At 61.0% G+C, this 12,673-nt stretch carries 15 protein-coding genes; 8 read left to right on the top strand and 7 right to left on the bottom strand.

Going from position 1 to position 12,673, the window contains the following annotated elements; all coding sequences use genetic code 11:
- Nucleotides 1–16: 16 nt before the first annotated feature.
- The 4 genes from KQ933_RS17375 (at nucleotide 17) to KQ933_RS33825 (ending at nucleotide 2,233) form a co-directional block, all read left to right on the top strand.
- Nucleotides 17–1,099, top strand: coding sequence for an ABC transporter ATP-binding protein (locus tag KQ933_RS17375; protein ID WP_216756026.1), 1,083 nt, complete (start codon nucleotides 17–19; stop codon nucleotides 1,097–1,099).
- A gap of 33 nt (nucleotides 1,100–1,132) precedes the next feature.
- A complete protein-coding gene (locus KQ933_RS17370) occupies nucleotides 1,133–1,882 on the top strand; it encodes a ThuA domain-containing protein (protein WP_216756025.1) in 750 nt (249 codons plus the stop codon).
- A 72-nt stretch (nucleotides 1,883–1,954) separates the two neighbouring features.
- Nucleotides 1,955–2,104 (top strand): hypothetical protein, encoded by a 150-nt coding sequence (locus KQ933_RS17365; protein ID WP_216756024.1) that lies wholly within the window; start codon nucleotides 1,955–1,957, stop codon nucleotides 2,102–2,104.
- Nucleotides 2,105–2,107: 3 nt separating this feature from the next.
- Nucleotides 2,108–2,233, top strand: coding sequence for a hypothetical protein (locus KQ933_RS33825; protein ID WP_216758939.1), 126 nt, complete (start codon nucleotides 2,108–2,110; stop codon nucleotides 2,231–2,233).
- A 10-nt stretch (nucleotides 2,234–2,243) separates the two neighbouring features.
- Here KQ933_RS33825 and KQ933_RS17355 read toward each other — a convergent pair whose 3' ends face one another.
- The 3 genes from KQ933_RS17355 to KQ933_RS17345 all read right to left on the bottom strand — a co-directional run bounded on the left by KQ933_RS17355 (nucleotide 2,244) and on the right by KQ933_RS17345 (nucleotide 5,354).
- On the bottom strand, nucleotides 2,244–3,155 hold the full coding sequence (locus KQ933_RS17355; RefSeq protein ID WP_216756023.1) for an SMP-30/gluconolactonase/LRE family protein: 912 nt from the start codon (nucleotides 3,153–3,155) through the stop codon (nucleotides 2,244–2,246).
- 106 nt (nucleotides 3,156–3,261) lie between these two features.
- Complete coding sequence (locus KQ933_RS17350) at nucleotides 3,262–4,083, bottom strand: SDR family oxidoreductase (protein WP_216756022.1); 822 nt, start codon at nucleotides 4,081–4,083, stop codon at nucleotides 3,262–3,264.
- Between the two features lie 83 nt (nucleotides 4,084–4,166).
- Nucleotides 4,167–5,354: a phytanoyl-CoA dioxygenase family protein gene (locus tag KQ933_RS17345; protein WP_216756021.1), complete on the bottom strand. Its 1,188-nt coding sequence runs from the start codon at nucleotides 5,352–5,354 to the stop codon at nucleotides 4,167–4,169.
- A gap of 94 nt (nucleotides 5,355–5,448) precedes the next feature.
- Between KQ933_RS17345 and KQ933_RS17340 the strand changes: the two genes are divergently transcribed.
- On the top strand, nucleotides 5,449–6,471 hold the full coding sequence (locus KQ933_RS17340) for a LacI family DNA-binding transcriptional regulator (RefSeq protein WP_216756020.1): 1,023 nt from the start codon (nucleotides 5,449–5,451) through the stop codon (nucleotides 6,469–6,471).
- A 71-nt stretch (nucleotides 6,472–6,542) separates the two neighbouring features.
- The gene (locus KQ933_RS17335) at nucleotides 6,543–7,760 is read left to right on the top strand and encodes an adenylate/guanylate cyclase domain-containing protein (RefSeq protein WP_216756019.1); all 1,218 of its coding nucleotides are present in this window, start codon (nucleotides 6,543–6,545) and stop codon (nucleotides 7,758–7,760) included.
- A gap of 179 nt (nucleotides 7,761–7,939) precedes the next feature.
- Here KQ933_RS17335 and KQ933_RS17330 read toward each other — a convergent pair whose 3' ends face one another.
- The 4 genes from KQ933_RS17330 to KQ933_RS17315 all read right to left on the bottom strand — a co-directional run bounded on the left by KQ933_RS17330 (nucleotide 7,940) and on the right by KQ933_RS17315 (nucleotide 11,247).
- Nucleotides 7,940–8,719: an SDR family NAD(P)-dependent oxidoreductase gene (locus KQ933_RS17330; RefSeq protein ID WP_216756018.1), complete on the bottom strand. Its 780-nt coding sequence runs from the start codon at nucleotides 8,717–8,719 to the stop codon at nucleotides 7,940–7,942.
- Nucleotides 8,720–8,796: 77 nt separating this feature from the next.
- The gene (locus KQ933_RS17325; RefSeq protein WP_216756017.1) at nucleotides 8,797–9,192 is read right to left on the bottom strand and encodes a DoxX family protein; all 396 of its coding nucleotides are present in this window, start codon (nucleotides 9,190–9,192) and stop codon (nucleotides 8,797–8,799) included.
- 94 nt (nucleotides 9,193–9,286) lie between these two features.
- Entirely contained in the window at nucleotides 9,287–10,435 is a 1,149-nt protein-coding gene (gene dgoD, locus KQ933_RS17320) for a galactonate dehydratase (protein WP_216756016.1), read from the bottom strand.
- Between the two features lie 71 nt (nucleotides 10,436–10,506).
- Nucleotides 10,507–11,247 (bottom strand): FadR/GntR family transcriptional regulator, encoded by a 741-nt coding sequence (locus tag KQ933_RS17315; RefSeq protein WP_216756015.1) that lies wholly within the window; start codon nucleotides 11,245–11,247, stop codon nucleotides 10,507–10,509.
- 191 nt (nucleotides 11,248–11,438) lie between these two features.
- Between KQ933_RS17315 and KQ933_RS17310 the strand changes: the two genes are divergently transcribed.
- Together KQ933_RS17310 and KQ933_RS17305 are read left to right on the top strand one after the other, a co-directional pair.
- Nucleotides 11,439–11,870, top strand: coding sequence for an OsmC family protein (locus tag KQ933_RS17310; RefSeq protein ID WP_184399174.1), 432 nt, complete (start codon nucleotides 11,439–11,441; stop codon nucleotides 11,868–11,870).
- 151 nt (nucleotides 11,871–12,021) lie between these two features.
- Nucleotides 12,022–12,630: a TetR family transcriptional regulator gene (locus tag KQ933_RS17305; RefSeq protein ID WP_216756014.1), complete on the top strand. Its 609-nt coding sequence runs from the start codon at nucleotides 12,022–12,024 to the stop codon at nucleotides 12,628–12,630.
- The last annotated feature ends 43 nt before the right edge of the window (nucleotides 12,631–12,673 follow it).

Here is a 12,673-nt window from a genome sequence, read left to right as displayed (position 1 = left end):
CAAGAAAGAGAAACGAATGATCAATCTCAGAAACGTTCGCAAATTCTATGGCGCGCTCGAAGTCATCAAGGGCGTCGACATCACGGTGGAAGACGGCGAATTTGCCGTCTTCGTCGGCCCGTCCGGCTGCGGCAAGTCCACGCTCTTGCGCATGATTGCCGGCCTTGAAGGCATCGACGAGGGCGATCTGGTGCTGAACGGCCAGCGCATCAACGATGTGCCGCCGGACAAGCGCGGCATCGCCATGGTGTTCCAGTCCTACGCGCTCTATCCGCATATGACCGTCGCGGAGAATATCGGCTTCTCGCTGAGCCTCAAGAAGGTGCCGGAAGCTGACATCAAGAAGCAGGTGGAAGGCGTCGCCGAGATCCTGCAGCTGACCGACTATCTCAGCCGCAAGCCGGGCGCGCTATCCGGCGGCCAGCGTCAGCGTGTGGCGATCGGCCGTGCGATCATCAAGAAGCCGTCGCTGATCCTGTTCGACGAGCCGCTCTCGAACCTCGATTCGGCGCTGCGCGTGCAGATGCGCGCCGAGCTGCAGCGCCTGCATCGGGAACTGAAGGCGACTGTCGTCTATGTCACGCATGACCAGGTCGAGGCGATGACGATGGCCGACCGTATCGTCGTTCTGAACAAGGGCGTCGTCGCCCAGCAGGGCGCGCCGATGGAACTCTATCACCAGCCAGACAATGAGTTCGTGGCGACCTTCATCGGTTCGCCGAAAATGAACGTGCTGCCGATGACGGCGACGCGCCGGGATGCCGGCAAAGTGCATCTGGAAAGCCCGCTCGGTCTTGCGATCGATCTCTCGGATGCAGACGGTTCCGTGCCGCAGGGCGAGGCGAAGCTCGGCATCCGGCCGGAACATCTGAAGCTCGCGCCGCAAGGGCAGGGTGATTTTTCGGCGGAGGTCGTCATCGTCGAGCGGCTCGGCGTCGAGACCTATCTGACGGTTGGCTCGCAGCAGCAGCCGATCGTCGTGCGCACGGAAGGAGACATGACCATCCGTCCCGGCGACCGCGTTTCGCTGACGGCCGATCGCGCCGCCTGCCATCTGTTTGATTCCGCCGGCCGGGTTGTCCGTTCGGCAACCGCCTGAACTATTGGGGCTTGAAACACATCGAGGAATAGCATGACAATCAAGGTCACGATCTGGAACGAAGGACGCCACGAGCAGGTCCACAAGGAAGTTCAGGATATTTATCCTGACCGCATCGACGGCGCGATCGCAGCCGGTATCGCCCATCCCGATTTCGAGATCCGTCGCGGCACGCTCGACGATTCGGATGAAGGCCTGCCGGATTCCGTGCTCAACGATACCGACGTGCTGCTCTGGTGGGGGCATATGGCGCATGAGGAGGTCAGCGACGGGCTGATCGACCGCGTCCAGCAGCGGGTGCTGAAGGGCATGGGCCTGCTTGTCCTGCATTCCGGCCATCACTCCAAGCTCTTCCGCCGGCTGATGGGCACCAACGCCAACCTCTCATGGCGCGAGACGCCGGAAGGCGATCTGGAGCGCGTCTGGGTGGTCAATCCCTCGCATCCGATCGCCGAGGGACTGCCGCCCTATTTCGAGGTCAATGCCTCGGAAATGTATGGCGAGCCCTTCGACATTCCGCAGCCGGACGAACTGGTGTTCATTTCCTGGTATTCCGGTGGCGAGGTGTTTCGCAGCGGCTGCACCTTCCAGCGCGGGCGCGGGCGCATCTTCTTCTTCAGCCCCGGCCATGAGACCTATCCGATCTATCACGACAAGACCGTACACAAGGTCATCTCGAATGGCATCCGCTGGGCGCAACAGAAGCACACGGGTGGGCGCATCCTCGAAAACTGGCACCGCAAGGAGCCGCTGCACGGCCGGCCGGACAAGGCAAAAGCCTAAATTAAATCCTCCCGTGGGGGCTGGGACCATGGTGATCCTGGTCTCCGCGGGCGGTAAACGATGGAGGAGGGAATGCAGACCGTTTCGATGAAGGCGGATGGAGATGCCTTTCTCAGCAAGGCATTCTGGGTTTCCATCCATCGCGATCTGCCGCAGCGGCTCGATTCGCTGGCGCGGCTCGCCGCCGAGCGGCCTGATGTCTTCGCTTTCGAAAGCAGCTAGAAGATCGCCGAGCGCTGCAATGTCTCGCAGACCAGCGTCATCCGCTTCGCGCATCACCTCGGCTTTGATGGTTTTGCCGAGATGAAGCAAGTCTTCCAGCAGGGGCTGCGGGCAGCGGCGCAGAAATAGTCGTCAGGCCTTACGGATACTGTGCGCCGTTGGTCGTCGTATAGATCGAGTAGAGCGATTGTGTCGCCGTGATGAAGAGGCGGTTCTTCTTGGGGCCGCCGAAGGTGACGTTGGACACGGTCTGCGGTACCTTGATCTTGCCGAGCAGCGTCCCGTCAGCGGCAAAGCAGTGCACGCCGTCAGCAGCGCTCGTCCATAGATTGCCGGAGACATCGAAACGGAAACCATCCGGTATGCCGCTGTCGATCGAGCAGAAGTAGCGGCTGTTTGTCAGCTTGCGGCCATCCACGACATCGAAGACGCGGATATGGCGCGGTACGTCATGATTGGCGGAACCGGAATCGGCGATGAAGAGCTGGCGTTCGTCCGGTGAGAAGGCCAGCCCATTCGGCTGGATGAAGTCGGTCACGACGGCTTCGATGTCGCCAGTCGCGGCATCAATGCGATAGACGTTTCGGCTTTCCTGCTCTTCCGGAGACTTGTGGCCTTCATAGTCGGACATGATGCCGTAGCTCGGATCGGTGAACCAGATTGAGCCGTCGGACTTGACCACGACGTCGTTCGGGGAATTCAGGCGCTTGCCGTTGTAGCTGTCTGCAAGAACGGTGATGCGGCCATCCGGCTCGGTCCGGGTCACGCGGCGGCCGCCATGCTCACAAGAAACCAGGCGACCCTGCCGGTCGCGGGTATTGCCGTTGACGTAGTTCGAAGGCGAGCGGAAGACGGAGACGGTGCCATCCGGCACCCAGCGCATCAGGCGTTCGTTCGGAATATCGCTCCAGAGCAGGCAGTTCAGATCCGAGAACCAGACAGGACCTTCGGCCCAACGGCAGCCCGTGTAAAGCTCTTCCAGCACGGCACTGCCGGCGATCAGCGCGCGAAAACGCTCGTCTTTGATGTCATAAAGCTCGCTTCCAGCCATGCCCGATTCCTCCCAGATCGCTCTTGTTTCTTCGTAGCGGCAAACGGAGAAATCTGCCAGAGCCCGAAGACGGAAAGCGTCGGGCTCTGGAACCTCGAATGGCACGTCAGAGTGCCGACACCGGATGGGGCGAGCCGTCATAAGCGCCCCAGATCGATTGGTCGAAGCAGATGACGGAGCCGGTCATCAGGCCGGATTCGGCCGAGGAGAGATAGGCGCAGGCGCGGGCCACTTCTTCCGGATCGACCAGCCGGCCGAAGGGTTGGCTTGCCGCCGCTTTGGCGAGCCAGTCGTCGTCGGCCTTGTGAAATTCCCTCTGGATGCGGTCTTCGCCTTCGGAGGCCATCCAGCCGATATTCAGGCCATTGACGCGGATGCGGTTGCGCAGCAGCGCATAGGCGGTGTTCTTCGTCAGCGTTTCCAGCGCACCCTTGGAGGCGCAATAGGCGGCGATGAAGGGCTGGCCGGCCTTGGCGGACATGGAGCCGATATTGACGATGGTGCCCTCGATCTCCTCGCGGCGCATGACCTTGACCGCTTCCTGCATCAGGAAGAAGGGGGCGCGGACATTGACGGCGAACATGGCATCGAAGAGTTCGGGGCTGGTGTCGAGGATGGTGCCGCGGTCGGTGATGGCGGCCGCATTGACCAGCGCATCGACACGGCCGAAGGTTTGGTCGCAGACCTGGACGACATTCCTGGTATCCTCGACCTTGCCGAGATCGGCCTTGACGTAGACAACCTTGGCGCCCGTCTTCGACGCAATCTCCTCAGCCTTTGCCTTGCCCTTGGCTTCGTTGCGGCCGCAAATGACGATGCCTTCAGCGCCGCGATCGGCAAAGAGGCGGGCGATGGTGGCGCCGAGGCCCTGGGTGCCGCCGGTGACGATGGCGATCTTGCCGTCGAGGCGGGCGTAGTCCGTGCTCATACGTCTTCTCCTCCTATGACATGCGAATGGCCCCTTACCGGCGGCAAGGGGCTTTGAGATGATGAGATATTACAGTGGCCGCGTCAGCTCAGCTTCCTGGCTGCCTGTTCGGCCAAGGCTCTGGTGAACGCGTCGTCGCTCCAGTCTTCCGTAAGCGCCTCGTGCATGAGCTGGGCCTGCGTCTTCGGCGCAAGGCCGCCGAGCGGCGGGTCGCGGTCGAGATTGGTGGGGAAGGAATAGCCTTCAGCGCAGGAGGCGACGGCATTGGCGATCTCGCCGGCCGAAAGCTTGGCTTTCAGTGCCTTGAGGGCGGGGAAGAGTTTTGCGCTCATGCGTTCGCGATCGACGGTTTCCATCGCCCTGCCGAATGCCGAGGAGACCTGCAGCAGGTTTGCGACACGCTTGATGTCCTTCGAGCGGTTGGTGCCGGCGGCATGGAAGAGGGCAGGGTTGAAGAAAACGACATCGCCCTTTTGCAGCGGCAGCTGCACATGGTTCTGCTCGAAATAATCCTTGAATTCCTGGCGCTTGAGGGCGAGGTAACCCGGCTCGTAGGTCTGGCTGTGCGGCAGGAAAAGCGTCGGGCCGCTTTCGAGCGGCATGTCGCAATGAGCAACCGCGCCCTGCAGCGTCAGCACCGGCGAGAGACGGTGAATATGGGCAGGGAACTGCTCGATCACCTCGGAAGACTGGAAGCCGAGGTGATAGTCGCGGTGGGCCGATTGTGCAGCACCGCCGGGGTTCACGCGGTTGACCTGCGCCGTCATCTGGTAATGGGGGCCAAGCCATGCCTCGCTTGCCAGCGCCACGATGGCATTGCCGTAGTAGCGGGCGAAATTCTCGGGGTCGGCCAGGCAGTGCTTTTCGAGCGAGTTCCAGATGCGGTCGTTGGCGCCCGGCTTGGCGAAATGGTCGCCGCCGCCGGTCGAAGTGCGGTGCTGTTCCGCGATGATCTCGTCGAAGATCGTACTCGCCCGGTCGATGATGCCTGTGTCCTCGTAGGCGTGCTTGAAGACGACGACGCCGGGACCGATGCCGAAGGCCTCGCAGATTTCGGCAAGAATGGCGCGGCGACCTTCCGGGGTCGAGGCCACAGCGATGATCTTGCGGCTGTCATAGATCAGCACGTTCTTCTCGACGGCAGAGGCGGTCGGATAGTCGGTGAGGACGGTGATCTTTTCGGCGAGTGCGCGGAAATCGCTGAGGTCGCAGGCGTCTTCGGTGAGCCAGACGCGGTCGGCGCGCAGTTTCTGCTGGTTGTCTGATTTCATCGGGTGCTCCTCCATGTCCGATTAAGGGACTATACGTTGGCGGTGGGGCTGATATAGATCAGGAATCCATCAAAAATACATCAGAACGGTTGGTATGGCCCATCCCTTTCTCGTCAAGGACATCGCTTTCCAGGCTGGCCTCAGCACCGCGACGGTCGATCGCGTGCTGAACGGCAGGCCCGGTGTGCGGCGGCAGACGGAGATGCGGGTCAAGGCGGCGATCGCCGAGCTCGAGAAGCAGGCGGGCGCCGATGTGGCCGGCCGCAAGCTTGCGATCGATATCGTCATGGAGACGCCGGAGCGGTTCAGTACTGCGGTGCGGGCTGCCTTCAAAACGGAAGTCGCGACCTTCCTGCCGACGGCTTTTCGTTGTCGTTTCCATTTTTCCGAGGTGATGCGGGCAGCGGAGTTGGTGCAGCTTCTCGACCGTATCCGGCTGCGCGGCACGCATGGCATCGTGCTGAAGGCGCCTGATGTGCCTGAGGTCGTTGCCGCCGTTGCGCGGTTCGATGCGGCTGGTATTCCCGTCGTCACGCTCGTGACGGACCTGCCGAATTCGGCGCGATCAGCCTATGCCGGCGCCGACAACCGGGCAGCGGGCGAGACGGCCGCCTATCTCATTGGCCGGCTGCTCGGCGCCTCCGGCGGCAAGGTGCTGGTGACGCTCTCAAGCGGCCGGTTCCGTGGCGAGGAGGAGCGCGAGATCGGATTTCGCCGGGTGATCCGGGCGCGTTATCCTTCGATCGGCATTATCGAAGTCAGCGAAGGGCACGGCACCGATGCCCCGACAGGTACGCTCGTTGCGGCAGCCCTCGCCGATGATCCCGATATCAATGCCGTCTATTCGGTCGGCGGCGGCAACCGCGCGGTGCTTGCGGCTTTCGAGGCCGCAGGCCGGCCTATCTCGGTTTTCGTGGCACATGATCTCGATGCCGACAACCGCGCCTTGCTGGCTGAACGGCGGATCGATTTCGTGCTGCATCACGATCTCAGAACCGATGCGCGTTCCGCCTTTAGTGCGATGATGGCCCGCGCGACGCCTGCCATCCGGACGGCGCCGGCGTCATTTTCGGCCGTCGAAATCGTTACGCCTTACAATATGCCGACGAGCCAATAGGCTGTTCGGGTTGATTGTCTTTCCATCTGCGGCAGATTCACGTTACAGCTTGCGAATAGCGAGGAGAGCGCATGGACCACAGCGACGTCGGCACAATCGCAGCATGGGTGACGGAACAGGGCCTGAACGGTGCGACCGAAGCGGAGCTGCTTGCCGGCTTCTGCGAAGCCTGCCGCAATGCCGGCATGCGGCTCGATCGCGCCATGGCGCTGATGGACACGCTTCACCCCGTGCATGAAGGCCGCGCCTTTCGCTGGGATAGTGTTGAGGATTTCGAAGGCGAATTCGAATATGGCCCTTCGAGCGAGGGCCAGGGGCTGGACACCTGGCGTCGGTCGGCCTTCTACCATCTCTGGACCAGCGGAGATCGAGAGGTGCGGCGCAGGATCGGCTTCGGCGATCCGACCGATTTCATCATGCTGGATCAGATCTATAAGCTCGGTCATACCGATTACGTCGCCATGGCGCATCGCTTTGCCGAGGCCGGCACGATCGGCGAGATGGATTGCTTCTTCTCGCATTTCTCGACCAAACATCCGGAAGGCTTTTCCGATCAGGATCTTGCGATCCTGCGCAAACTGGTGCCGGTGCTGGGGCTCGCAATCAAATGCGTGGCGCTCGCCCGTATCGCCCGCACGATCGCCGAGGTCTATCTCGGCGAGGATGCGGCGCGCCAGGTGATGGACGGCAAGATCTCGCGCGGCAAGACCGAGCGCATTTCGGCAGCGCTCTGGTTCTCCGACCTCTTGAACTACACGAAGATCTCGGACAATTCTCCGCCAGAAGAGATCATTCCGCTGCTCAACGAATATAGCGAGGCGGTGATAACAGCGATTCATGAGGCCGGCGGCAATGTTCTGAAGCTGATCGGCGACGGGGTTCTTGCGATCTTCAAGGGCGAGGAGCCGGCGGAAAGCTGTTCTGCGGCGCTGAGGGCAGAGCGCCTGCTCCGGCAGAAGCTTGCAGCACTCAACGCTGCGCGCGAAGTGAACCGGCAGCCGACGACGGATGTCTATATCGGCCTGCATATCGGCGATGTCTTCTACGGTAATATCGGCAGCCAGGATCGTCTGGACTTCACGGTCATCGGGCCGGCGGTCAACGAGGTCAGCCGCATTGCCTCGATCTGCCGTTCGGTCGATCTCAACGTGCTGATGTCGTCGGATTTCGAAGCGGCGATCCCCGAGGCAGAGCGGAACGTCCTCGCCTGTATCGGCCGCTATGCTCTGCGTGGGGTCAAACGCCCGCAATTGCTTTACACGCTGGAAAGCGCGCGGCTGAACGGCTGATCAACAAGATCCATCCGTGTTCGGAGCCTGCATAGGGTGCGGAGGGTGCATGGGCAGTTTCCTACGCTTTCTAGAAAATGTCAGACAAGAGACTGACATTTTTCCACATACGACCAAAAATGCCTATGCGGCCCCTGCAGACTATGCACAGGGACGCTCGTCCTGTCGGCGCGACTGCTCTAACGCAGCAATCCCTGTCCGCCGTCGATCCAGACGGGCGTGCCGGTAATATGCCGGGCGCGCTCGGAGGCGAGGAAGAGGATCGTCTCGGCGACATCATCGCTTGATCCCGCCCTGCCGCCGGTGATCGGAATTTCGCCCTCCGGCCAGATGACGGGCACCTCGGTTTCCTCGCGGTGACGCGTGGTGGTGTTGGCGGAAATGCTGGTTTCGATCGCGCCGGGGCAGACGGCGTTGACGCGGATGCCGTGTTTGCCGAGTTCCAGCGCCAGTTGTTGCACCATGGCGACCTGGCCGGCCTTGGTGGCTGTATAGGCCGTGGCGCCGGGTGTGGTGAAAGTACGCGTGCCGTTGATCGAGGAGACGACGATGATCGCGCCGCCGTTCATCTTCAGGTAGGGCACGGTCAGATGCAGGGTCAGGTAGGTGCCGCGCAGGTTCACGGCCATGGTCTGATCCCATTCGTCGGGCTTCAGGTCGTCGATCGGCGCCCAGACGCCGTTGATACCGGCATTGGCGACGACGATATCGATGCCCCCGAAAGTCTCGGTCATTTTCTCGATGGCAGTCCGCATCTGCGCTTCGTCGCTGGTATCGGCGGTCAGTTCGATCGACTGGCCGCCGGCGGCAATAATCTCCTGGCAGGTCTGTTGCACCTCGCTTTCGGTGCGGCTCAGCACCGCCACCTTTGCGCCTTCGGCGGCGAGTTTCAATGCGGTTGCTTTACCGATGCCGGAGCCTGCGCCGGTCACCAATGCGATCTTTCCCTGCAACTCCATCGGGCGTTCCTCTTTGCGGTTGCCGGAAAGGCAATGATCGGGGCCGCTCTTGGTTCCGGAGCGCGTGGTGTTGAGGACTATTTCAGGAGGCTATGGCGAAGCGCCCATTTTTCCGGTCCGTGAACGGCGGCGAAGAGCAGGCCGGCAAGGAAGGTGAAGTGATCGACGAAGAAGCCGAACTCAGCCTGGTTCTGCTGCCAGTGAGACGGGCCATGGAAGGAGAAGGCGAGGAAGATCACGTAAATGCCGGCAAGCAAGCTGGCCTCGCTGAAGAAGGCGCCGGTGATGAAGGCGAGCGCCAGCGCGATCTCGAAGAAGGCTGCGACCCAGGCAAGGAATGCCGCCGCCGGAAAGCCGGCCGCGGTGATATAGGCCGCCGTCGCGCCGATATCGGCGAATTTGAAACCGGCGGCCATGAAAAAGATGAAGCTGAAGATGATGCGGGCAATGATGATTGCGACTGCTCTGGCCATGTGAAATCTCCTCTTTGAGTTTCCACTATGACGGACGACGCGCCTGATATCCGACAAGGGGAATGAAAAAGGACCGCTTTCGCGGCCCTTCTTTTTACCATTCGGCGAAGCTGCCATCTTCGTGGCGCCAGATCGGGTTGCGCCAGCGGTGGCCTTCCTTGGCGCGCTCGATGACATAGGCTTCGTCCACTTCGACGCCGAGGCCTGGGCCTTGCGGAATGGAGACGAAACCGTCGGCGTATTGGAAGACTTCCTTGTTGGAGATGTAATCCAGAATGTCGTTGCCCTTGTTGTAATGGATACCGAGGCTCTGCTCCTGGATGAAGGCATTGTAGGAGACGGCGTCGAGCTGCAGGCAGGCGGCAAGCGCGATCGGACCGAGCGGGCAATGCGGCGCGAGCGCCACATCATAGGCTTCAGCCATGGCAGCAATCTTGCGGCATTCGGTGATGCCGCCGGCATGCGAGAGATCCGGCTGGACGATGTCGACATAGCCATCCGACAGGACCGACTTGAAGTCCCAGCGGGAAAAGAGGCGTTCGCCGAGCGCGATCGGCGTCGAGCAATGGTTGGCGATTTCCTTCAGAGTTTCGCGATGCTCGGACAAGACTGGCTCTTCGATGAACATCAGCTTGTAGGGCTCGAGCTCCTTGGCGAGCACCTTGGCCATGGGCTTGTGGACGCGGCCGTGGAAATCGACGCCGATGCCGATATGCGGGCCAATCGCCTCGCGGATGGTCGCGATGGTCTCGACCGCCTTGTCGATCTTCTCGTTGGTGTCGACGATCTGCATCTCTTCGCAGCCGTTGAGCTTGATGGCTTTGAAGCCGCGGGCGACGACGTCCTTGGCATTGCGGGCGACGTCGGAGGGGCGGTCGCCGCCGATCCAGGAATAGACCTTAATGCGGTCGCGCACCTGGCCGCCGAGCAGGGAATGGATCGGCTGGCCGAGCGCCTTGCCCTTGATGTCCCAGAGCGCCTGGTCGATGCCCGAGATCGCCGACATGTGGATGGCGCCGCCGCGGTAGAAGCCGCCGCGATACATGACGGTCCAGTGGTCTTCGATGAGGAAAGGATCCTTGCCGACAAGATAGTCGGCGAGTTCGTGAACGGCGGCCTCGACGGTCAGCGCGCGACCTTCGACGACCGGTTCACCCCAACCGACGATGCCTTCATCGGTTTCGATCTTCAGAAACAGCCAGCGCGGCGGGACGATATAGGTGGTCAGTTTGGTGATCTTCATGGAAATCGTGCTTTCGTTTCGCTTGGTGTTCCCATCGGCGAACGAAGCCGCCGATATTGCTCAGAGGTCGTTTATTTCGTCCGGCCGGCGGCGGTGAGGTCGCGTTTGGCGAGGTCGAGAATTCGGTTGACGCAATCGTGCGCCTCTGCAGCGTCTCGCAGGCGCAGAGCCTCCACGACCTTGCCATGCAAGGCGATCGCTTCCCGGTGATCCGGCATGGCGAGGTTCGACGCGTGAAGCGCGAATTTCAGTGCGGCGTGGATGGCGCTGGAGAGGCGGCGGAAGACCTGATTGTGGCTCGCCTTGAAAAGCACCGTATGAAAGAGGAGGTCCGCCTCGGTGAAGGCTTCGGGATCGTCGCTCGCCGATTGCATGCGCTGCCAGGCTTCCTCCAGATCGGCGATCTCCTGGGCGGTCGCGCGGCTCGCGGCATATTCGGCCGCTGCCGGCTCGATCGTGCGGCGGGCCTCCAGGATACTCGCCAGCAGGTCGAAGTCGCCGAGATGCGGCCCCATCCACTCCAGCACATCCTGATCGAGGATGTTCCATTCGTCCTTGTCACAGACGGTGGTGCCGATGCGTGGCTTGCCGCGTACGAGCCCCTTGGATTCCAGGACTTTCAGGGATTCTCGGATGACGGTGCGGCTGACGCCATGGAGGTCGCAGAGATCGTTTTCCCGCGGCAGCAGCGTACCGACGGGGTACCGGTTGGCGCAGATATCCTCGGCAATCGCCGCCGTGACGTTACGGCGGACGCGCGGCCGGCGCTCGGGCGCCGCAGTTTTTTCATCGCGTCTTACTGCGGGCTGCATCGGAAGATTCCTCGTGGCCAAGTCTTTTAAAGCAATCATCATACACAAGCAATCTTCTTGTATGATGATTGGAATTCAATCTGATGTCGTCTTCGGCGGATAGAGGACTATATTGCCGGTCGGAAGGGCAGAACGCTCTTCGCGGTGGAGCGTTGCTGCGCTTCGAAAATCAATCGAAACAGGAGGACGGCATGCAGATCAATCGCACAGGTTCAGCCCAGTGGTCGGGCGGTCTCAAGGACGGCAAGGGTCAGATCTCGACCCAGAGCGGTGCGCTGAACAATTACCCATACGGCTTCGCAAGCCGCTTCGAAGGCATTCCCGGCACCAACCCGGAAGAGCTTATCGGCGCTGCCCATGCAGGCTGCTTCACTATGGCGCTGTCGCTGATCCTCGGCGAAGCCGGCCTCAAGGCCGATCACATGGAAACCTCCGCCAAGGTAACGCTTGAAAGCGTCGAGGGCGGCTTTGCCATCACTGCCATCCACCTGTCGCTGACAGGCAGCATTCCTGGCGCCGACCAGGCAAAGTTCGAGGAACTTGCCGGCAAGGCCAAGGCCGGCTGCCCGGTTTCCAAGGCGCTTTCTGCCGTTCCGATCACGCTCGACGTCAAGCTCGCCTGATCCTTCAAGCTTGTTTTTATTTCGATGCCGCAGTCTTTCCGGGCTGCGGCATTTTTATTTGCATCGCGAAATCATTGACAAATGAAAGATGATATTTTACGACTGACGAAATTCGAATTTCGTCAGTCGTAAAATATCAGGCCTGAAACCCATGAATGACATCGCGGAAAATACGCTGGACGTCACGCGGCAGGAAAATATCACCCGCATTCTCGATGCGGCGGAGCGGCTCTTTCGCCACTACGGCTATTCCAAGACGACGGTTGCGGATGTCGCCCGCGATCTCGGCATGTCGCCTGCCAATATCTACCGCTTCTTCGCCTCCAAGGTTGAAATCCACCAGGCGATCTGCGGTCGGATGCTGGCAGCCGCCTATCAGCTTGCATCCAACATCTGCCATCAGAAGATCAGCGCTTCGGATCGGCTACGCCAATATGTGCGCAGCCAGTACCAGCTGACGCTCGATACCATGCTCGATCAGCAGAAGGTGCATGAGATGGTGGTCGTCGCAATCGAACGCGACTGGCACGTCATCGAGAGGCACATCGATTCCATTCACGCATTGCTTGCCGATGTCATCCGCGAAGGCATCGCTGCCGGTGAATTCGCCGACCAGGATCCCGAGGTCGCCTCCCGCTGCTTTGGCGCGGCGACCATCAATCTCTGCCACCCGCAGATGGTGGCCCAATGTCTTGCCAAGACAAACCGGGCGACCGTGGACGAACTGATCGAATTTGCGATCAGGGCACTTAGAAAATAAGCGCGGCCAAGGTCGCCCGAGAAAACCCTAGATAATCAGGAGT

The sequence above is a fragment of the Rhizobium sp. WYJ-E13 genome, assembly GCF_018987265.1.
In the GTDB taxonomy this organism is placed as follows: domain Bacteria; phylum Pseudomonadota; class Alphaproteobacteria; order Rhizobiales; family Rhizobiaceae; genus Rhizobium.
The sequence above is the reverse complement of the archived record's forward strand: the minus strand, read 5'-3'. Positions and strand labels throughout refer to the sequence as shown.